Raw genomic sequence first — 19,276 nt, forward strand, 5'->3', positions numbered from 1 at the left:
CCGGCGCGTGGTCGCTGGCGCCGTCCTCGCCGCGGATGGCGCGGTCGACGCCGGCTGTCTTGAGCCGCGGTGCGAGTTGCGGGCTGAGCAGCAGATGATCGAGCCGCAGGCCGGCGTCGCGCAGCCAGCGGTTGCGCTTGTAGTCCCAGAAGGTGAACATCGGCGCGTCCGGATGCAACGTGCGGATCGCGTCGCACCAGCCCTGGCCGACCAGCGTCCGGAAGGCGGCTCGGCTCTTCGGCTGGATCAGCGCGTCCTTGTCCCAGGACCGCGTCGGGTAGATGTCCAGCGGCGTCGGGGCGACGTTGTAGTCGCCGGCGAGCACGACCGGCAGGTCGTCCTTGATGAATTTGGCCGCGTGCTTCTGCAGCCGCTTGAACCAGGCGAGCTTGTAGTCGAATTTCGGCCCCGGCTGCGGATTGCCGTTCGGCAGATACAGGCAGCCGATGACGATGCCACGCACCGCCGCCTCGATGTAGCGCGCCTCCTTGTCCGCGGGCGAGCCGGGCAGGGCGGTGCGGATCAGCACCGGCTCCGCCTTGCGGGCGAGGATCGCGACGCCATTCCAGGTCTTCTGCCCCTGCCACACCGCGCCATAGCCCGCCTTGCCGATCTCCTCGACCGGAAATTCGGCCTGGGTGCATTTCAGCTCCTGCAGGCAGACGACGTCCGGCTTGGCGGCGCGCAGCCAGGCCAGCAAGTTGGGGAGACGCCGTCTCACATTGTTGATGTTGAAGGTCGCGATCTTCATGATGCCGCCGCAGTGAGGAAAAACCTGATGTCAAAGTTCGCAGCCGCCGTTTTGTTCACGTTGGCGTTGGGCCTCGCGTCCGCGCGGGCGCAGCAGCTGCCGACCGACGCGCAGCGCGCGGCCTGCCAGGCGGACTACATCAGGTTCTGCGTCGACGTGCTGCCGGGCGGTGGCCGCATCATCGCTTGCATGATGCGGAATTATGCCGAGCTCGCCGAGGCCTGCAAGAAGGTGCTCGACGCCGCGAATGTCGCCGGCACAAAAAGTTAGGCGCGCTCCTCAATCGACCGCCAGCTTCTCCCGGGCCGCCGCCACGATCTCGTCCCGCAACGGTGAGGCGCCGAGCGCGCGGGCTATCACGACAGTCCCGACCAGCATCGTCAGCGTGCGGATCGCCTCCGCGCGCGCCTCCAGCTCGGCGAGGCCGCGCGCGACCAGCCCGGCTGCCACGCGCGTGATCAGCTGCTCGGCGCCCTCGGCGAATTCTGCGCCGAGCACGTCCGGCATCCGTCCGGCGTCAGCGCCGAAGCCCGCCGCAGGGCAACCTTCGCCGGGATGGGCGATGTGCTCGGGCGATAGATAGCGCGCCACATAGGCCGCCAGTGCCGCTTCGGGACTGCCCGCGTCGGTGTCGCGATCCATGCCGCCGGCCATCGCCGTGAAGGCGTGCCGGGTGGCGGCAGCAAGCATGTCGTTCTTGGACGTGAAGTGCCGGTAGAAACCGCCCTGGGTCATGCCGGCGGCGGCCATGACATCGGCGATGCTCGCCCCCGCCACCCCGCGCTCGCGCAGCAGCCGCGCCGCCGTATCGACAATTTTCGCTTTGCTCTCAGCGGTTTGTTCTCGGGTCTTGCGCATCGGATCGAACCTGTGTCGTTGCGCTTGACAATTTAGCGGTCGTTCGACATCTTTGCAATTAGAGTTCGATCGTAATCTAAATGGAGCTGATCATGTCCAGTCCTCGCCAGCGTCCGCTGGCCGCGGCCGACCGGTTGCGGCGGGCCTATGGCACCTACGCGGTGGTGACTGGGGCTTCCGATGGCATCGGCCGTGCCCTGGCGATGCGGCTGGCCGAGGCCGGCTTCGGCCTCGTGCTGGTCGCGCGGCGCAAGGCGGTGCTGGAGGCGCTCGCCGACGAGCTCGAACCGCTCACGTCCAGCCGTCCCGTCGTGATCTCAGCCGATCTCTCGGTCCCCGATGAAATCGCCCGCATCGACCGCGACACCGCGTCTCTCGATGTCGGCCTGCTGGTCGCGGCCGCCGGCTTCGGCACCTCGGGCCCGTTCGTCGATGGCGATCTCGCCGCCGAGCTCAACATGATCGACGTCAACTGCCGTGCGCTGGCGCAGCTCACTCATATCTTCGCCCACCGCTTTGCCGCGCGCCGGCGCGGCGGCATCGTGCTGATGAGCTCGCTGGTCGCGTTCCAGGGCGTGCCGCGCGCCGCCAACTACGCCGCGACGAAGGCCTTCGTGCAGAGCCTCGCCGAGGGCCTCGCACCCGAGCTGAAGCCGCTCGGCGTCGACGTGCTGGCCTCAGCACCGGGACCGGTCATGAGCGGCTTCGGCCAGCGCGCCCGCATGGCGATCGCGAGCGGCCAGACGCCGGACGAGGTGGCGGTGGGTACGCTCAACATGCTGGGGCGCCGCACCACGGTGCGGCCCGGGTTCCTGGCCAAGGCGCTGGAGGCGAGCCTGATGCTGCTGCCGCGCGCGGGCCGCGCCGCGATGCTGGGGCGGGTGATGGCCGGCTTCACCCGGTCGGCGTGAACGCAATTCCGATGTCGAGACGCGGCAGCGATGGAGCTCCTGTGCTCCAGCGCCGTTGACGATCAAGCTGCGGGAATGCGATAGAGCGCCATGCGCAAGCTCTGCTCCATGCCGATGACCACCGCGACGACCAGCCCCGGCGGGTCGTCTCCTGGTCGCATGCGGTAGCAGATCGCATCCCAGACAAGGCCTCGCCGGCGACGGACGGGGCCTTTTCTGTGTCTGCGCAACCCTCGTCCGCGCGGCTTCATGCAAGGAAGCAAGCCATGGACGATCTCGATCACAGAAGCCTCGGACCACGTCTCGACCTCTGGCACATCCAGGAGGATGCGCCGGGAATGGTGTTCTGGCATCCGCGCGGCCACACGCTCTATCGCGTGCTGGAGGACGACATCCGCGGCAGGATGCGCCGGCTCGGCTATGCCGAGGTCAGGACGCCGCAACTGCTGCCGCGCGAGCTGTGGATGCGCAGCGGGCACTGGGACAAGTTCGGCGACCACATGTTCAGCCTCGGCGAGGGCGAGCGCGCGATGGCGCTGAAGCCGATGTCGTGCCCATGCCACGTCCAGATCTTCAACGGCGGACTTCGCTCCTGGCGCGAGCTGCCGCTGCGCTACGCGGAGTTCGGCATCTGCCATCGCGACGAGCCGTCCGGCGCGCTGCACGGATTGATGCGCACGCGCGGCTTCGAGCAGGACGACGCACATGTGTTCTGCCGCGCGGAGGACGTCGCAGGCGAGGTCGCCCGCTTCGTCGCGCTGCTCACGGAGGTCTACACGGCGTTCGGCTTCGCCGCGCCCGAGGTGTCGCTCTCGACGCGCCCTCTGCTGCGCGCGGGATCGGATGCGCTATGGGATTGGGCGGAGGCCGCGCTGGCCGATGCCGCGCGCGGCTGCGGCCTGAGCTACGCCATCCAGCCGGGCGAGGGCGCCTTCTACGGGCCCAAGCTGGAGTTCGCGCTGCGCGACCGGCTCGGCCGGTCCTGGCAATGCGGCACGGTCCAGCTCGACAGCGTGCTGCCGGATCGCCTGGGCGCGTCCTACGTCGCCGCCGACGGGACGCGCGCCACGCCGGTGATGATCCACCACGCGGTGTTCGGCTCGATCGGCCGCTTCATCGCGATGCTGCTCGAGCATCATGCCGGCGCGCTGCCGTTCTGGCTGTCGCCCGATCAGGTCGCGGTCGCGCCGATTGCGCAGGATCAGGCGGACTACGCCATGCAGGTTCTCGCGGCCTTCGACGCGGCCGGCCTGCGCGGCGTGCTGCTCGCCGATGGCGAGACGTTGTCGCGACGGATCGTCGCTGCGCGTGCGGCGAGCATTCCCGTTGTCGCGGTGGTCGGCGCTCGCGAGGCAGCGCAGGGCACGGTGAGCCTGCGCGAGCGCGACGGCACGACGTCCGTGCTCACGTTGGATCGGGCGGTCAGCACGCTGAGCGAGCGGAATCGGCCGCCTCGCGCCAGCGTCGATCGAGCGGGCGGCGCAGATCTTGACTGAACCAGGCAGGGCCGTGGCGCGACCAATGCGACGCGCCGCAGGCGCGTTGGGGCAGGGCGATCACCGCGAGCCCGAAGAGCACGGGGGAGGACCTATGAGAACACTGATCGGTGCGCTGAGCATCCTGGCCATCTCGACCGCGGCCGTCGCCGGGACGTTCGGCGTACCCTATGACAAATCGGCCTTCACGGTCACCGTTCCCGACGGCTGGAGCCCCAATCATTCCGAGGACGGCGTCGATGCCGCCGCGCCCGGCAATGCGTTCTTCATGTCGATCTACACGTTTGCCGGCGAGAATTGCGCAGCGGCGCGCGACGATTTGGTCGCGATGCTGACGCGCAACGGCATGACGGTTGATCGCGCCTCGGCCAAGGAGAGCGCGCAGACGCTGCCCGGCCTGCAGGGCACCGCGACGCAATACGCGGCGACGGAGGACAGGAAGACCAGGCAGGTCGTGGCCCTGGTGGCGCCGCTGCCCGGCAAGCGCTGCCTTCAGGTCGCGCAATGGGGCACGGCCGACGGCTTCCAGCGCAACGCCGCCGCGGTGACCAAGATCCTGGGCTCGATCAAGCTCACCGGGAAATAACGACCGGAGATCGCTGGCCGTATTGCAGGAGTTGTGGCTAGGCTCGTGCTCCCAGCTTGCACGAGTCCCGCCATGGCCAAGCAACCGATCCCGCATCCCGTCCTTTCGACATCCCGGCTGCGGCTGCGGCAGTTTCGTCCCGATGATTCCGACGCCATGCATCGCTGCTTCAGCGATGCCGATGCGATGCGGTTCTGGAATCACCCGGCCTATACCAAGCGCAGCGAGAGCGAGCGCGCGGTGCGCCGCTTCATCGATTGCACGCCGTCCTATTACCGGTTCTGGGCCGTCGCCGAGGTCGAGACCGACCGCTGCATCGGCATGGTCAACTATCACGATGGCCAGATGCGCAGCCGGCGCGTCACCATCGGCTACATCGTCGATCCCGATCGGCAGCGGGACGGCATCGCCACAGAGGCCGTCGCGGCGATGCTCGGGTTCTGCTTCGGCGAGCTCGGCCTGCACCGCGTGCAGGCCCTCATCCATCCCGACAACGCCGCCTCGCGCGGGCTTGCCGAAAAGCTCGGCTTCCGCTGCGAAGGCCGGCTGCGCGACCATCTGCGTGTCGCCGGCGAATGGCGCGACGACATGCTCTACGCGCTGTTGAAGACGGATGCGCGCGGGCAGGCGTGAGGCGTGCGCGCCTGCTGCTGGCGGCCGCAGCGACCGAGCTCGGAGCAAGGGCGTGTAACGAATCTTGGCAAGATGAAGGAATGCACGCAGGGGGCGAGTGCTCCCCTGGGCGCCTCTTTCATTCGTGACGTTCTCGTCGCGGCAGGACGGGGCCATTGCCGTCATTCCCGGCGCGATGCCGAAGTGATCGCGTTAAGACCGGCTTAACCCTGATCTGAAACGCAGAAACATTCCGTTACCGGCCGAAAGGCTGGATGCCGTATGATGTCACCGCCCATCCCCGTCTCTCGCCCTGGCCACGCCCGCGTCGGGTCCGCGCCGAGGTGTGCTCAGTATTTCTATCAAAAATAGTTTGGTGAGAGATAAGCAATTTAAAATATACGCTACTTGGAGTGGTGTCATGAATGTTCCGGCTCTGCTGATCGCGACCGGATTTGGCGCAATTTTCCTGGCTGCGGAGCTCAGGTGGTACGTCCAGCCGCCCGCCATCGATGCAAAGCCTGTCATGAGCGCGCTGTCGTCGGACCACATGAAGGCGCGCGCGGCGGTGCGTAACGTGCTGGTCGCGCCGGATACGGCGCAGTTCGACGGCATGCGGTCGGTGACGGAAGGCGCGACGAAATATGTCTGCGGTCTCGTCAAGGCGCGCGACCGCACCGGCAACGTCGCCGATGCCCCCTTCGTCTATGCCGTGGCGGCGAATTTTGTCCGCGTCGACGATGGCGGCCGGCTGACGCGACAGCAGGCGCCGTACCGCCCTTGTCCAGTGATCGAGGACGAGCCGAAGGTCGCGCAGAAGGACCCTGACAAGAAGCTCACGATCTCGCCGACCGCGCTCGCCGTGGTGAAGACGGCCGTGCAGCTGATGCCGGAGGGCGATCCGGCGACGCTGACGGCGCTGGCCTCGACGATGGCGGAGGCGGCCGGTTCCAGGGCGGGTGGGGCAGGCGGCCAGCCGATGGAGCAGCAGATCGCGGCGCTCGCTGGGAAGACCGTGGGCTCGGCTGGCGGCAGCAGTGCAGGGCAGACCATCGTCAGCGAGCGCGGCAAGCCGACTGCACCCGCGAGCAAGCCGCCGGAATGGCACGCCGACCGGCCGCCGCCGAACTGGCCGAAATTTCCCTCGGGCCATCCGCTCGCGGTCCCGGCGGAGAAGCGTCCGCCGTCCGAGGCTTTGGCTTTGGCGCGAGACGTCGAGGAGCGCTGGAAGAAATCGGAAGCCGCCGGCGATCCGCGGCTGCGTCCCTCGTCGAAGGACATCAAGGACGCCTCCCGCGCACTGCTGACCATCGACTGCATCGACATCGAATATCGCCAGGCCTGGGCGGCGTTCGTTCGTCTGCAGGAGATGGATCGGATCGTGGCGACGGGGTAGGCCGCTCAACGCCGATCGCGGGCGACGGCCGCTCTGTATCTTTGCCGTCGATCATGTGCCGTTGAGGTCTGAGCTTTTCACGAGCATGCTGAACACCCTCTCGCTGAGGTCGCTGTCGGAGTCCGACGGCCACCTCAGCGTCTCTGTGTAGGGAGGTTTTGGCGTTTGCCCCTCTGAACACTCCTCTTGGCGTGTTCATGGTCCGGTGTGCAGCGCCACCGGCTTCCGAGCCTTATGGTAAGGAGCGCCGCATTTACAGCGCATCTCGAACCATGAGGCCGACGAGGTCGCGGGCCTCGCCCTGCGCGATACCAGCCTCGAGACGGACTCCTCCCGGGGGGCGCAGACGCAGACTGCAACTCGCTCAATTCATGTTCCCCGGACGCCTGGGAACGCCGGTGAGCCGTGTCCGTTGGATGGTCTCTACGCAGAAGGTCCGACAGCATGAGAACACAGACCGTCGCCTGGGTGCTCGGAATCGCGGCCGCGCTGAGCGCCACCGCGCTGACCGGCGCGAGAGCCGAAGCCCGACCATCGCATCACAGGCCGCTGCGGGTCGTCATCGCGGGCCCGCCCGCGGTGAGGCAAGACCCGTATTGGGTGCCCGATTATTACATCGTCCCGCGCTATCGCTATCGTCCCCAGGACGACCGCGTCGACACCAGCCCCTACGCGCCGCCCGTTGCGCCGGGTGATGTGGAGCCGGGCTCGCTGGGGATCGGACAATGATCGTCCGGCCCCGTGAGCTGCCAAAGGCCGCGTTTTCGCGCGCAACATGCCGGCCGCGGTCTTCAAGCTCGGACTGAATGAGCGTGTCGTGATCATCGAATTCGACAGCGTGGCAGCCGCCACGGCCGCCTAAGAAAGCCCCGCGGATGGGTAAAGACGGTGCCGCCGCGGGTTCCGCGATCATGCTCTCCCGATCAGAAGCGACCGCGTTCCGGAGCAGCGATGCCATGAAGGCGCTCGCGCTGTCCTTCGAGCCAAACGAGCCGCTTCATCGCAGACTTCTGCAGTGATGCAGAAAGCTTCATTCTGGTCGCGCGAAGCTCGGCAAGACCGATCCACTCGTTGAGCTCATCCAAGCTCAGCGCCTCGATATCGGCAACGCTCTCCGGTGCTCTCGACCGCTCGCCCATCGAAGTCCTCTCGTCATTGATCGTGGTGGAGCTCGCTGCATAGCTCCAAGGAGTTGAGGAAGACCAGAGGTCTTGAGAACTGCGCGTCACGTCCCAGCCTGGGCCGTCTTGCGACCGGCGTTCAGCGCGCCGAAATTCGCATTTCTCGCGTGATTTCAACCCGACTCACCCTGTCCAGTCCGTTCGGGAAAAATATTGTTATTTCGTTTTTCCGAAGTTTATGCTTCACTCCCTCCGTCCCGCCTCGGCACGAGGGGCGTATCGCGATCGTCACGGCACGCGGGGTGGGATGTGGTGGGCGCTCGGGATCGCAGCATGGCCCGGCCGTGCGGACGAACGGTCCGGGGCGCACGTCGAAAGCGTATGGTCCTGGCATCTCGACGCTGATGCTACGCCGGTGGTGATGATGAACCGCCGGCTACGGGGGCAAAAAAGCCGATCCCCGGGGAGAGTGCGCATAAGGCGTAAATCCATCGCGCAGGGGATGCCGGTTGACCGGCTCGACCTGTGGTGACTGCCGCCTGCTATCTTTTCTGCAGGCGGGCCATGGGTTGCGGCCAGCACCCGGCATTCCCTGCGCCCTCGTTTGCGAGAGGGTGACGATGAGATGCAAGCCTCGGGCGTTATCGGCCGCGAGAACGAGAGCGCATGTTCGACTATGGACACTTCGAACGAAGCGGCCATCGCGTAGCCCGGACGAGCGCAGCGATATCCGGGTTCGTCGCAAACAGCGCGCGCGACCCCGGATGTCGCTGCGCTCATCCGGGCGACGACGGCGTGTGCGATCAGCTCTCCGCGACCGCCGCGCCGCCCTTGTAGATGCGGTGGTAGCGGCGGCCGAGATTGGTCAGGACCTCGTAGCCGATGGTGCCGAAATGATGCGCGAGTTCGTCGACGCTGATGCCGTCGCCGAGCAGGGTGGCGAAGTGGCCGCGGCGGGCGGCCTTCGGCGGCAGGTCGGTCACGTCGACGGCGATCAGGTCCATCGAGATGCGGCCGGCGACGGGGCAGCGCTGCCCGGCGATGATGACGTCGGCGCCGCGGGTGCCGTCGTTGGACGAGGCAGCGCGGAAGTAGCCGTCGGCATAGCCCGCGGAGAGGATCGCGATCCTGGTCGGGCGGCGCGCGGTCCAGGTGCCGCCATAGCCGACGGCGTCGCCGCGCGCGAGATCGCGCAGCTGCACGATGCGGGCCTTGATCTCGGCGACCGGCTGCATCGGGTTGTCGGCCTCCGGCGTCGGGTTGACGCCGTAGAGCGCAGCGCCGGGGCGCACCATGTCGAACTGGAAGGAGGCGCCGAGGAAGATGCCGGACGAGGCGGCGAGCGCCGCCGGCACGCCGGTGAAGACGCTGGCGACCTCGCGGAAGGTCGCGAGCTGGCGCGCATTCGACGGGCTGTTGATCTGCTCGGCGGCGGCGAGGTGACTCATGATGAGCGTGATGCCGTGGTCACCGCTCTGGATGCGCGGGATCATGCCCTGCGCGTCCGTGGGCGTCAGTCCCAGCCGGTTCATGCCGGTATCGACATGGATGGCGGCGCCGCCGTTCCAGCCGGTGCGGCGACAGAACATGTCCCACTCGGCGAGCTCGTTGAGATCGCCGATGACCGGGCGGCAGTTGATCGCGGCGTAGTCGTCGCCGGTGTTCTGGAAGAAGCCGTCGAGCACGTAGAGCGCGGCTGTCTCGGGCAGGGCGCTGCGGGCGATCCTGGCCTCGCCGAGGGTGGCGACGAAGAAGGTCTTGCAGCCGGCCGCGGCGAGCGTGCGCGCAACCTGCGGGATGCCGCAGCCATAGGCGTCGGCCTTGATGACGCCGGCGCATTCGGCCGGCACCGCGGTCTTTTCCAGCTTGCGCCAATTGGCGGCGAGCGCATCGAGGTCGATGGTCAGCACGCCGGTGGCGCTGGCGGGGACCGCATCATCGGCCGCCGAGACGAGCGCCTCGGCAGGTTTCGGTTCGGGAACAGTCATGCGCCGGTTTTACGCGCCGCGGCGTTCCGGTTCAACCGTACACGGTCAATAGTCGTGATGCTGCGGCGGCATGCCGTCATGCGCGAGGTCGCCGAAGCGGGTGACCGAGGCGTCGAAGTGCAGCTCGACGGTGCCGGTCGGACCGTGGCGCTGCTTGCCGATGATCACTTCGGCCTTGCCCAGCGCCTGTTCCATTTCCATCTGCCACTTCTGGTGCTCCTCGGTGCCGGGGCGCGGCTCCTTGGCGGCCAGATAGTATTCGCCGCGATACACGAACAGCACGACGTCGGCGTCCTGCTCGATCGAGCCGGATTCACGCAGATCGGACAGTTGCGGCCGCTTGTCGTCGCGGTTTTCGACCTGACGCGACAGCTGCGACAGCGCAATGATCGGAACGTTGAGCTCTTTGGCCAGCGCCTTCAGGCTGGTGGTGATCTCGGTGATCTCCTGCACGCGGTTGTCGCTGCCGCGCTTGCCGGAGCCGGCGAGCAGCTGGATGTAGTCGATCACCAGGAGATCGAGGCCCTTCTGGCGCTTCAGGCGGCGGGCGCGTGCCATGACCTGCGAGATCGAGATGCCGCCGGTTTCGTCGACATAGAACGGCAGCGACTGCAGCTCGATCGAGCATTCGCGCAGCTTCTCGAAATCGGCCTCGGTGATGCCGCCGCGGCGGATGTGGCTGGAGGGAATGCCGGAGCGCTCGGCGATGATGCGGGTGGCGAGCTGCTCGCCGCTCATTTCGCACGAGAAGAACCCGACCACGCCGCCCTGCGCCGCCTTGTAGGTACCGTCGGGCTGCAGTTCCGGAACATAGGCCTGGGCGACATTGTAGGCGATGTTGGTGGCGAGCGAGGTCTTGCCCATGCCGGGGCGGCCGGCGAGGATGATCAAGTCGGAGTGCTGCAGGCCGCCCATCTTGGCGTCGAGATCGCGCAGGCCGGTCGAGATGCCCGACAGCTTGCCGTCGCGCTGGAACGCCTTGGCCGCCATGTCGAGCGCGGTGGTCAGCGCCTGCGAGAATTTCTGGAAGCCGCCGTCATAGCGGCCGGACTCGGCGAGCTCGTACAGCCTGCGCTCGGCGTCCTCGATCTGGTTGCGCGGCGCGAAGTCGACCGGCGCGTCATAGGCGACGTTGACCATGTCCTCGCCGATGCCGATGAGGTCACGGCGCAACGACAGATCGTAGATGGTGCGGCCATAGTCCTGGGCGTTGATGATCGTCGTCGCCTCGGCAGCCAGGCGCGCGAGATACTGGCCGACGGTCATGCCGCCGAGGTCGACGTCCGCCGGCAGGAACGTCTTCAAGGTCACGGGCGTGGCGATCTTGCCCATGCGGATGAGGCTCGCCGTCGTCTCGAAGATGGTCTGATGCAGCGGCTCGTAGAAATGCTTCGGCTCGAGGAAATCAGAGACGCGATAGAACGCGTCGTTGTTGACGAGGATCGCGCCGAGCAGACCCTGCTCCGCCTCGATGTTGTGAGGCGCGCTGCGATAGGTCGGCGTTGCGGCGTCCGCAGGAGCCAGCTTGAGAACGTTCGAATCGGTCAATGCCATGGATGCGTGTTTAGCAGCTTTGATGGGGAGGGGATAAAGCGCCAGCGGCGTCCGAAGCGGAAGCGAAACGTGACGGCTATTCACCGTCCGGTAAATCTGGTGGATGAATCCGGACTCGCCAGATGCCGTGCTTGACGGGAACGCGCGGACGCAGCGCCGCGAACGGGGCAGCGGAACCGTGATGCAATCACGGAGTGAGGAGCGTCACCGGTGAGGAGATTTGCGGAGACATGTTTCGAGCGCAACGCTCGCGACGGCGTGGCTGCTGCCGTCAGGTCCGCCTGCGGTGTCAAACCAGCAGCAGATACAGCAGCGCGATCAGGGACGCGCACACGCCGGCGGCAATCAGCGCGTAATCGGTGCTGAAGTCGGTCTGTGGTTCCAGCATGGCTCGGGTCGGGCTCTCGATCATGCCGGGACTTTACGGCCGGACTTCCCCGGGATCTGTGAGCCAGTTCACAGACCTGACGCTTTGTTTGAAAATTTGAGACGGATGAGCAGAAATTCGTGCTTCAGATGTTGGTTTGACAGTGAGCATCTTGAAGTTGAATTCAAGCGAGAGCCGAACGCCGGCGCCCGCCACCAAGCGGGAGATCGCGGCTCCAAATCCTGCTGTCGTCCCGCGCAAGCAGCGGGGCCGCGTCAGCGGCGTCGCTGCGCCGATCCCAGGGAGATGTCGTGGAGCGGGATGCCAATCGAACCTGGTCCCTCGATTGCCGCCGGTGGCTATGGGTCCCGGCTCTCGCCGGGACGACGGCTGTGGCGATGGAGGCAGCTCGTGTCGCCACCATTGTCTGGAGCTTCATGTGACTGCGGGACGGCGAACCGCGACAGCTGCGTCGATGCCGAATCGTTACTCCCCCGCCATCCGCAGTGCCGGGCGGGTGCCGCGCTCCAGCGCGCGCAGGCGGGCTTCCTCGCGATGAATGTAGTCGCGGGTCATCGGCACGATGCCCTGCCGCTTGGTGAGCTGGATCTGGAAGTTCATCATGTTCTGCCTGCGGAACGCCATCTCGGAGGCCGCCAGATAGAACTCCCACATTCGTGCGAAACGCTCGTCGTAGAGCTGCACGGCTTCCTCGCGGCGGGCCATGAAGCGCTCGCGCCAGGCCTTCAGCGTCTCCGCGTAGTGCAGCCTGAGGATCTCGACGTCGCAGACGAGCAGCCCGGCGCGCTCGATCGCCGGCAGCACCTCCGAAAGCGCCGGAATGTAGCCGCCAGGGAAGATGTATTTGGCGATCCACGGATTGGTCGAGTCCGGCCCCTCCGACCGTCCGATCGAATGCAGCAGCATCACGCCGTCGTCGGTGAGCAACTCGGCGCAGCGGCGGAAGAAGGTGTCGTAGAAGGCGGCGCCGACATGCTCGAACATGCCGACCGAGACGATGCGGTCGAAGCTGCCCGGAATGTCGCGATAATCCTGCAGCAGGAAACGGGCGGAGGTGGAAAGCTGTCGCTCCGCCGCGCGCGCATTGGCGACCTGGAGCTGTTCGGTCGACAAGGTCACGCCGGTGACGTCGGCGCCCGTCATCTCCGCGAGATACAGGCCGAGCCCGCCCCAGCCGCACCCGATGTCGAGGATGCGGTGATCGGGATCGATCAGCAGCTTGGCCGCGAGATGCCGCTTCTTGGCGAGCTGGGCGTCGTCGAGCGTCGTGTCCGGCGTGCCGAAATAGGCACAGGAATATTGCTTGTCGGCATCGAGGAACAGCGAATACAGCCGCCCGTCGAGGTCATAGTGATGCGCAACGTTGCGGCGCGCGCGTGCCCGGATGTTGAGCTGCCGCAGCGGTCTGATCAGGTAGCGCAGCCACCATTGCGGCTTGGCCCAATCCGGCATCACGGCCGGCTGGCTCATGATGATCGACAGCAGGTCGGCGATCGATCCCCGCTCGAGCACGAAGCTGCCGTCCATGTAGGTCTCGCCGAGCGCGAGCTCGGGGTTGGTCAGGAGCCGGCGCTCGGCCTGCCGGGTCAGAAAGCGCGCCGCGACGGGAACACCAGTTCCATCCCCGCAGCTGAACGTGGCGCCGTCGGCGGTCGTGAAGCTGATCGACCCACGGCAGATGAAGCGACTCAAGAGGTTTTGCAGCAAACGGTCCATTCCCATCACCCAACGAGCTACCCCCGTGAGATGCTGACTTGCCCGGCTGTCGCACTCGACGCGTCGAGAACCGATTGGTTCCCATTCCAACCTTACGTATGTTAGTTAGGAGGCATATCTCGTGCCATTCCGATGCACACAAGGTCGTTATTCCCGACCCACATCGAAGGGCTGGACATCTGTGCGCTAGGACATCTGTGCGCTTTCATTCGCTCTCCGATCCGCTAAAAAGGCGGCGGCCGCCGGTGCTTAGCCGGTGTCCGGCCGTCCTGGTCCGATCGGTTCCGGCTGGATCAGGTCTCGGAGGATCGCCGTCGAGGAGCGCAGCCGCCCAGGCTGGTGTCGCGCTCGCCCGATGGCGAGGGGGAAGTACGGCAACTGCCGTCACGGATGGCACCGTGTGGGCAAAACCATAGCTGGAGAATGAGAATGGTGGGCCGAGCGCTCAATTTGGCGACGGTGGCGGTCGTGTTCTGCATCGGCTTGGCCGGTGCGGCGATGGCGCAGGAAAATCTCGATGCCGGCAAGAGCCCGGCACAGATATACAACGGGACCTGCGTGGTCTGCCACAAGTCGCCGCGCGGCCTGGCCAAGACGGTATCGGCGGGATCGCTGCCCGGGTTCCTGCGGCAGCATTATACGACCAGCCCCGAGATGGCCGGCGTGCTCGCCAACTACCTGATTTCCAACGGGGCGGCCGACGCCCGCTACATGGGCCATTCGGGCAAGGACGGTAGCAAGGACGGCAAGGAGACGCGGGCCGAGCGCCGGGCGCGCGCCGCGGCGGAGTCGTCGGAGGCCAAACCTGCAGAGGCCAAGCCTGCCGCCGAGGGCGAAGGCGCCGGGCAGAGCGAGCCGCGCCGCCGCAGCCGTCACTCCAAGCGCACCGAGCCGGCCGAGGCCAAGCCCGACGCGGGAGCCGAGGCAAAGCCTCAGGCCGCCGAGCCGGCCGATGGCGAGAGCGGTGCCGCCGCCAAGAAGGGCAAGCACGGCAAGCGCAAGAAGCCGACGCAGGAAGGTGCCGCGACCGACGAGCGGCGCGGCGATGCGACCGGTACAACGACGGCATCGCCGTCGCGAAACGACGCTGCCGCGCAGTCCGAGCCGCCGAAGGTGGAGACGCCGAAATCGAGCGACGCCGCACCGGCGCTGCGCGCCGATCCGGTACCACCGGTGACGCCGGCTCCGGCGACGACCCAGTGACAGACGACCCAGTGAGACAAGTGTAACAGCACGAAGCCCGGCTCGATGAGCCGGGCTTCGGTCTTTTGGAGCAATGCGTGTTTGCTTACTGCGCAGCCGGTTCGCCGGCGGCCTCGTCCTGAGCCTCCGGATCGAAGAACTCGCCGGCGGCGGCGATCGCCTCGGCAGCCGCGTCGCGGTCCTCCTGGCGGGTCGAGATGTCCTCGCCGCGCTTGATGCGCTCGGCCTCGTCGGCGCTGCGGGCCACGGTCACCGTCACCGAGGTCTCGACCTCCGGGTGGATCGCGATCGTGATCTTCTGCTGGCCGATGGTCTTGATCGGCGCATCGAGCCAGACCTGCGGCCGGCTGACGTTGATGCCGTCGGCGGCCAGCGCTGCGACGATGTCGCGGACCGAGACCGAGCCGAACAGCTGGCCGGATTCGGAGGCCTGGCGGATGATGACGATGTCGCGGCCGTCGATCTTCTCGGCGACCTTGGACGCCTCGCCCTTGGCCTTGATGTTGTTGGCCTCGAGCTCGGCCTTCATGCCCTCATACTTGGCCTTGTTCTCGGCGGTCGCGCGCAGCGCCTTCTTGCGCTTAAGCAGGAAATTGCGGGCGAACCCGTCCCTGACCTTCACGATCTCGCCCATCTGGCCGAGCTTGGCGACGCGTTCCAGCAGAATGACTTCCATCGATGTTCTCCTTCAGATGTTCGGAAGCGGTTGGTGTGACGTTGAACTTTCAGGGCACCGGCAATGGCGGCGGCCGCCGTGGCCCGAAGCGGTGACGAAGGTCGAAGGCGGCGTCGGCGAGGCCGAGCGCGGTGATCGCCAGCACCGGCCAGATGAACAGCGCGATCACCACGTAGATCGAGCCGAGCCACAGCGCGCGGCTGCGCAGCGCGAGCGTCAGCGTATGCAGCACGGCGAAGCCGGTCAGGGCGTAGGCCATCAGCAACGCCGCCGCGGCAATGACGGCGGCGAGCGCGATCAGGCCGCTGCTGAAGGCAAGGCCGATGGCGACGAGCAGCGCCACTAGGGTCATCGGCGGCAGTGCGGTGGCGCGCAGATCGGGCCAGGGCCGGCGCAGCAGCCCCGAGGTAGCGGCAATCCTGCCGGCGAGCCACAGATTGAGGCTCAGCGTGAGGGTCGCGAACATCGCGGCGCCGCCGGGGGCGATCCGGATCAGCGCATCGATCCAGCGGTCCGCCTCCTTGGGCAGGGGTGAGTCGGCGGCGCTCATCAGCCTGGTCAGCGCGCGCCGCAGCGTGTCGGTGATCGTGTCGGCGTCGGTGCCGAGCGTCAGCAGCGCGGCGAAGGTCGTCAGCGTGGCGAGGCCGGCGATCCACAGCAGGATGCGACCGATCGGGTACCATTCGATCGCCTCAGCTGCGTCGGTCGCGACGGTGCGGCCGAGCATCGCGAGGTGACCGAGCCACCAGGCCGGCAGCGCGACGCCAATGACGAAGGCGATGCAGTAGGGGACATTGACGAACAGGCCCAGCCCGAAGGCCGCTGCGATCCCGCCGATGCCGGCATAGACCGGGCCCCAGGCGATGGCGGCGACCATCAGCGGCAGCGGGGCGAGATAGAACAGCGCGAGCGAGATCAGCAGGCCCGAGACGATCGAGGCGAACATGACGGCGGAGGCAGCGCCTGCCGCGAGCGCGATGAGTATCGGTGCGATCATCAGCTGTCCCGCTCCTTTCGAGCGGTTAGAGGCTCCGTGGCCCCAACCATCGGCGACCGGACGACCCGGAAGCCTTATGAGAATTCAGGAAGAGGAACCGGCGGCGCGTGGCCGCCGGCTCGAACTCCGCGGTTAGCGGATGACGTAGGGCAGCAGGCCGAGGAAGCGGGCGCGCTTGATGGCGCGGGCCAGCTCACGCTGCTTCTTGGCGGACACCGCCGTGATACGGCTCGGCACGATCTTGCCGCGCTCGGAGACGTAGCGCATGAGCAGCTTCGAATCCTTGTAGTCGATCTTCGGCGCGTTCGGGCCCGAGAACGGGCAGGTCTTGCGGCGGCGGAAGAACGGGCGACGTGCGGGGGCTTCAGCCATTGATCTTACTCCTCGTCCGCAGTTTCTTCGTCACGGGGCCGGCGCGGGCCGCGATCGCCACGGTCACCGCGATCGCCACGGAAGCCGCCGCCTTCGCGCTCACCACGGAAGCCGCCGCCGCGGTCGTCGCGCTCACGGTCGCGATCGGCCTTGCGCATCATCGCCGACGGGCCTTCCTCGAGCTCCTCGACGCGGACGCTGAGATAGCGGATCACGTCCTCGCTGATGCGCTCCTGGCGCTCGATCTCGGCGATCGCCGCGGACGGCGCGTCGATGTTGAGCAGCACGAAGTGCGCCTTGCGGTTCTTGTTCATGCGGTAGGTGAGGGAGCGAACGCCCCAGTTCTCGGTCTTGGTGACCTTGCCGCCGAGACCCTCGACGATACCGGTCATCTGTGCCGTCAGTTCTTCCACCTGCTGGGTGCTCGCGTCCTGACGCGCGAGGAAAACATGCTCGTAAAGCGGCATGGCTGTCCTTTCCATGTTGGCGCAAATCCCGGCGTCAAGCCCTTCGAGACCTTGTGGAAAGGACTCGCAGACGTCAGCTCAGAAGGCGGGAACACGGGACGACGGGCCGACTGGCCCTGCCACATCAAACTCGCCTGGACGTCCTGGAGATGGAAATTCCCCAAGATGAAGCAAAACGAATTTGCTGGGACCGTCCGTTCAGCTCCCGGCTCGGGATCCACGGATGGCGGGCCTTATACCGATTTTCGCGCCCGAGGCAAGGGAAAGTGGTCGAAATGCGCCCGTCACGCGCTTGACATGGCAGGCCCGGCCAGTGTCTTTCCGGCCAAAGTTACTCAATTCCAGGGATTTTGGAACGTTCAGGGAGCGGCCATGACGGCAGCATTCACTTTTCCGGGGCAGGGGTCCCAGGCCGTCGGCATGGGCAAGGCGCTCGCGGACGCGTTTCCGGCCGCCCGCGCGGTGTTCGACGAGGTCGACGCGGCGCTCGGCGAGAAGCTGACCACGATCATCTGGGAAGGCCCCGCTGAGACCCTGCAGCTCACCGAGAATGCCCAGCCGGCCCTGATGGCGGTGTCGATGGCGACGTTGCGGGTGTTGGAGAGCGAGGCCGGCTTCTCGGTCGGGCGCGACGCGGCGTTCGTCGCCGGCCACTCCCTCGGCGAATATTCGGCGCTGGCGGCGGCCGGCAGCCTGACGATCGCCGATACCGCCCGCCTGCTGCGCACGCGCGGGCTGGCCATGCAGAAGGCCGTTCCGGTCGGAGTCGGTGCCATGGCAGCGCTGCTCGGGATGGATTATGAGGCCGCCGTCGCCGTCGCCGAAGAGGCGGCCCAGGGCGAGGTCTGCCAGGCCGCCAATGACAATGGCGGTGGCCAGGTGGTGGTGTCCGGCAACAAGGCCGCCGTGGACCGCGCCGTCGACATCGCCCGCGCCAAGGGGGCCAAGCGCGCCATGCTGCTGCCGGTCTCCGCACCCTTCCATTGCCAGCTGATGCAGCCGGCGGCCGAGGTGATGGCTGAGGCGCTGTCGAAGGTGACCATCAAGGCGCCGGCTGCGCCTGTGGTCTCGAATGTTCTGGCTGCGCCGATCACCGATCCCGACGAGATTCGCCGCCGGCTGGTCGAGCAGGTCACGGGCACCGTGCGCTGGCGCGAATCGATCGCCTACATGGCGGGCCAGGGCGTCACCCGTTTCTTCGAGATCGGTGCCGGCAAGGTGCTGAGCGGCCTGGTCAAGCGAATCGCCGATGGCGCGGTCGGCGTCGCCGTCGGCGGGCCGGCGGACATTGCTGCGGCCAAGGATGCGCTGGCTGCGGCGAAAGCTTCGTAAAGCGCCGCGGGTCAGCGGTAGTGAGGAGAGTCCAGATGTTCGATCTCAGTGGCAGGACCGCGTTGGTCACCGGCGCGACCGGCGGCATCGGCAACGCGATCGCCAAGGCCTTGCACGCCCAGGGGGCGACCGTGGCCATCTCCGGCACGCGCCGGGAGGTGCTCGAGACCCTGGCCGGCGAGCTGGGCAGCCGCGTGCACGTGCTGCCTTGCAACCTGTCGGATGCTGCGGAGGTCGAGGCGCTCGTGCCGGCTGCGGAGCAGGCCATGGGGCAGGTCGACATTCTCGTCGCCAACGCCGGAATCACCCGGGACAACCTGTTCGTGCAGCTGCGCGACGAGGATTGGGACGAGGTCATCAAGGTCAACCTGACGGCGACCTTCCGCCTGTCGCGCGCCGCCACCAAGCTGATGATGCGCAAGCGCTTCGGCCGCATCATCGCGATCACCTCGATCGTCGGCGTCACCGGCAATCCGGGGCAGGGCAATTACACGGCGTCCAAGGCCGGCATCATCGGCATGATCAAGACGCTGGGCGCTGAATATGCCAAGCGCGGCGTCACCGCCAACTGCATCGCGCCCGGCTTCATCAAGACGCCGATGACGGACGCGCTCAATGACAAGCAGCGCGAGACCATCCTGGCCAAGGTGCCTGCGGCGCGGTTGGGCACGCCGGAGGACATTGCTGCAGCTGCGGTGTATCTCGCCTCCAACGAGGCCGCTTACGTCACCGGGCAGACGATCCACGTCAACGGCGGCATGGCCATGATCTAGGTGGCTTCCGCGGCTCGGAATGCGGCGAAAAGGCGTCGCAACAACCCAGACGGGCCGTGTGGCCAATGATTTACGTGTA

Annotated in this window: 21 protein-coding genes; 10 read left to right on the forward strand and 11 right to left on the reverse strand. The window is 66.9% G+C overall.

Going from position 1 to position 19,276, the window contains the following annotated elements; genetic code table 11:
- Window positions 1-751 (reverse strand): exodeoxyribonuclease III (gene xth / locus BRAS3809_RS17480; RefSeq protein WP_035656589.1); only part of this gene is annotated, 751 nt, incomplete at its 3' end.
- Window positions 752-778: 27 nt separating this feature from the next.
- Here xth and BRAS3809_RS17485 point away from each other — a divergent pair.
- Window positions 779-1,021 carry a cysteine rich repeat-containing protein gene (locus tag BRAS3809_RS17485; RefSeq protein ID WP_008963426.1) on the forward strand — a complete coding sequence of 81 codons (243 nt, stop codon included), beginning with the start codon at window positions 779-781 and terminating at the stop codon, window positions 1,019-1,021.
- A gap of 9 nt (window positions 1,022-1,030) precedes the next feature.
- Here BRAS3809_RS17485 and BRAS3809_RS17490 read toward each other — a convergent pair whose 3' ends face one another.
- The gene (locus tag BRAS3809_RS17490; protein WP_008963427.1) at window positions 1,031-1,609 is read right to left on the reverse strand and encodes a TetR/AcrR family transcriptional regulator; all 579 of its coding nucleotides are present in this window, start codon (window positions 1,607-1,609) and stop codon (window positions 1,031-1,033) included.
- Between the two features lie 92 nt (window positions 1,610-1,701).
- Here BRAS3809_RS17490 and BRAS3809_RS17495 point away from each other — a divergent pair, with 92 nt between their 5' ends.
- The 6 genes from BRAS3809_RS17495 (at window position 1,702) to BRAS3809_RS17520 (ending at window position 7,339) form a co-directional block, all read left to right on the forward strand.
- Window positions 1,702-2,520, forward strand: coding sequence for an SDR family NAD(P)-dependent oxidoreductase (locus BRAS3809_RS17495; RefSeq protein WP_008963428.1), 819 nt, complete (start codon window positions 1,702-1,704; stop codon window positions 2,518-2,520).
- Window positions 2,521-2,738: 218 nt separating this feature from the next.
- Complete coding sequence (gene thrS / locus BRAS3809_RS17500; RefSeq protein ID WP_283805769.1) at window positions 2,739-4,016, forward strand: threonine--tRNA ligase; 1,278 nt, start codon at window positions 2,739-2,741, stop codon at window positions 4,014-4,016.
- A gap of 94 nt (window positions 4,017-4,110) precedes the next feature.
- Window positions 4,111-4,602 (forward strand): hypothetical protein, encoded by a 492-nt coding sequence (locus BRAS3809_RS17505; RefSeq protein WP_008963430.1) that lies wholly within the window; start codon window positions 4,111-4,113, stop codon window positions 4,600-4,602.
- Between the two features lie 72 nt (window positions 4,603-4,674).
- Window positions 4,675-5,235, forward strand: coding sequence for a GNAT family N-acetyltransferase (locus BRAS3809_RS17510; protein ID WP_008963431.1), 561 nt, complete (start codon window positions 4,675-4,677; stop codon window positions 5,233-5,235).
- A 400-nt stretch (window positions 5,236-5,635) separates the two neighbouring features.
- On the forward strand, window positions 5,636-6,610 hold the full coding sequence (locus BRAS3809_RS17515) for a hypothetical protein (RefSeq protein WP_008963432.1): 975 nt from the start codon (window positions 5,636-5,638) through the stop codon (window positions 6,608-6,610).
- Window positions 6,611-7,054: 444 nt separating this feature from the next.
- Window positions 7,055-7,339 carry a hypothetical protein gene (locus BRAS3809_RS17520; RefSeq protein WP_008963433.1) on the forward strand — a complete coding sequence of 95 codons (285 nt, stop codon included), beginning with the start codon at window positions 7,055-7,057 and terminating at the stop codon, window positions 7,337-7,339.
- 194 nt (window positions 7,340-7,533) lie between these two features.
- Here BRAS3809_RS17520 and BRAS3809_RS17525 read toward each other — a convergent pair whose 3' ends face one another.
- The 5 genes from BRAS3809_RS17525 to BRAS3809_RS17540 all read right to left on the reverse strand — a co-directional run bounded on the left by BRAS3809_RS17525 (window position 7,534) and on the right by BRAS3809_RS17540 (window position 13,377).
- Complete coding sequence (locus BRAS3809_RS17525) at window positions 7,534-7,749, reverse strand: hypothetical protein (RefSeq protein ID WP_035656591.1); 216 nt, start codon at window positions 7,747-7,749, stop codon at window positions 7,534-7,536.
- Between the two features lie 785 nt (window positions 7,750-8,534).
- Window positions 8,535-9,719 (reverse strand): alanine racemase, encoded by a 1,185-nt coding sequence (alr, locus tag BRAS3809_RS17530; protein ID WP_008963434.1) that lies wholly within the window; start codon window positions 9,717-9,719, stop codon window positions 8,535-8,537.
- Between the two features lie 45 nt (window positions 9,720-9,764).
- The gene (locus BRAS3809_RS17535; RefSeq protein WP_035656593.1) at window positions 9,765-11,273 is read right to left on the reverse strand and encodes a replicative DNA helicase; all 1,509 of its coding nucleotides are present in this window, start codon (window positions 11,271-11,273) and stop codon (window positions 9,765-9,767) included.
- Window positions 11,274-11,562: 289 nt separating this feature from the next.
- The gene (locus BRAS3809_RS37620; protein ID WP_283805770.1) at window positions 11,563-11,685 is read right to left on the reverse strand and encodes a hypothetical protein; all 123 of its coding nucleotides are present in this window, start codon (window positions 11,683-11,685) and stop codon (window positions 11,563-11,565) included.
- Between the two features lie 441 nt (window positions 11,686-12,126).
- A complete protein-coding gene (locus BRAS3809_RS17540; protein ID WP_035656594.1) occupies window positions 12,127-13,377 on the reverse strand; it encodes a cyclopropane fatty acid synthase in 1,251 nt (416 codons plus the stop codon).
- A 429-nt stretch (window positions 13,378-13,806) separates the two neighbouring features.
- Here BRAS3809_RS17540 and BRAS3809_RS17545 point away from each other — a divergent pair, with 429 nt between their 5' ends.
- A complete protein-coding gene (locus BRAS3809_RS17545; protein WP_008963438.1) occupies window positions 13,807-14,580 on the forward strand; it encodes a hypothetical protein in 774 nt (257 codons plus the stop codon).
- Window positions 14,581-14,665: 85 nt separating this feature from the next.
- Here the strand turns inward: BRAS3809_RS17545 and rplI are convergent, their stop codons facing one another.
- The 4 genes from rplI to rpsF all read right to left on the reverse strand — a co-directional run bounded on the left by rplI (window position 14,666) and on the right by rpsF (window position 17,092).
- Window positions 14,666-15,256: a 50S ribosomal protein L9 gene (rplI, locus tag BRAS3809_RS17550; protein ID WP_008963439.1), complete on the reverse strand. Its 591-nt coding sequence runs from the start codon at window positions 15,254-15,256 to the stop codon at window positions 14,666-14,668.
- 49 nt (window positions 15,257-15,305) lie between these two features.
- Window positions 15,306-16,253, reverse strand: coding sequence for a DUF2232 domain-containing protein (locus BRAS3809_RS17555; RefSeq protein WP_008963440.1), 948 nt, complete (start codon window positions 16,251-16,253; stop codon window positions 15,306-15,308).
- Between the two features lie 132 nt (window positions 16,254-16,385).
- A complete protein-coding gene (gene rpsR / locus BRAS3809_RS17560) occupies window positions 16,386-16,625 on the reverse strand; it encodes a 30S ribosomal protein S18 (RefSeq protein WP_008963441.1) in 240 nt (79 codons plus the stop codon).
- A 5-nt stretch (window positions 16,626-16,630) separates the two neighbouring features.
- Window positions 16,631-17,092, reverse strand: coding sequence for a 30S ribosomal protein S6 (gene rpsF, locus BRAS3809_RS17565; protein ID WP_035656597.1), 462 nt, complete (start codon window positions 17,090-17,092; stop codon window positions 16,631-16,633).
- A gap of 372 nt (window positions 17,093-17,464) precedes the next feature.
- Between rpsF and fabD the strand changes: the two genes are divergently transcribed.
- The gene (gene fabD, locus BRAS3809_RS17570) at window positions 17,465-18,424 is read left to right on the forward strand and encodes an ACP S-malonyltransferase (protein WP_008963442.1); all 960 of its coding nucleotides are present in this window, start codon (window positions 17,465-17,467) and stop codon (window positions 18,422-18,424) included.
- A 35-nt stretch (window positions 18,425-18,459) separates the two neighbouring features.
- Window positions 18,460-19,197 (forward strand): 3-oxoacyl-[acyl-carrier-protein] reductase, encoded by a 738-nt coding sequence (gene fabG / locus BRAS3809_RS17575; RefSeq protein WP_008963443.1) that lies wholly within the window; start codon window positions 18,460-18,462, stop codon window positions 19,195-19,197.
- The last annotated feature ends 79 nt before the right edge of the window (window positions 19,198-19,276 follow it).

Origin of the sequence: Bradyrhizobium sp. STM 3809 (assembly GCF_000239795.1) — a bacterium.
Classification (GTDB): domain Bacteria; phylum Pseudomonadota; class Alphaproteobacteria; order Rhizobiales; family Xanthobacteraceae; genus Bradyrhizobium.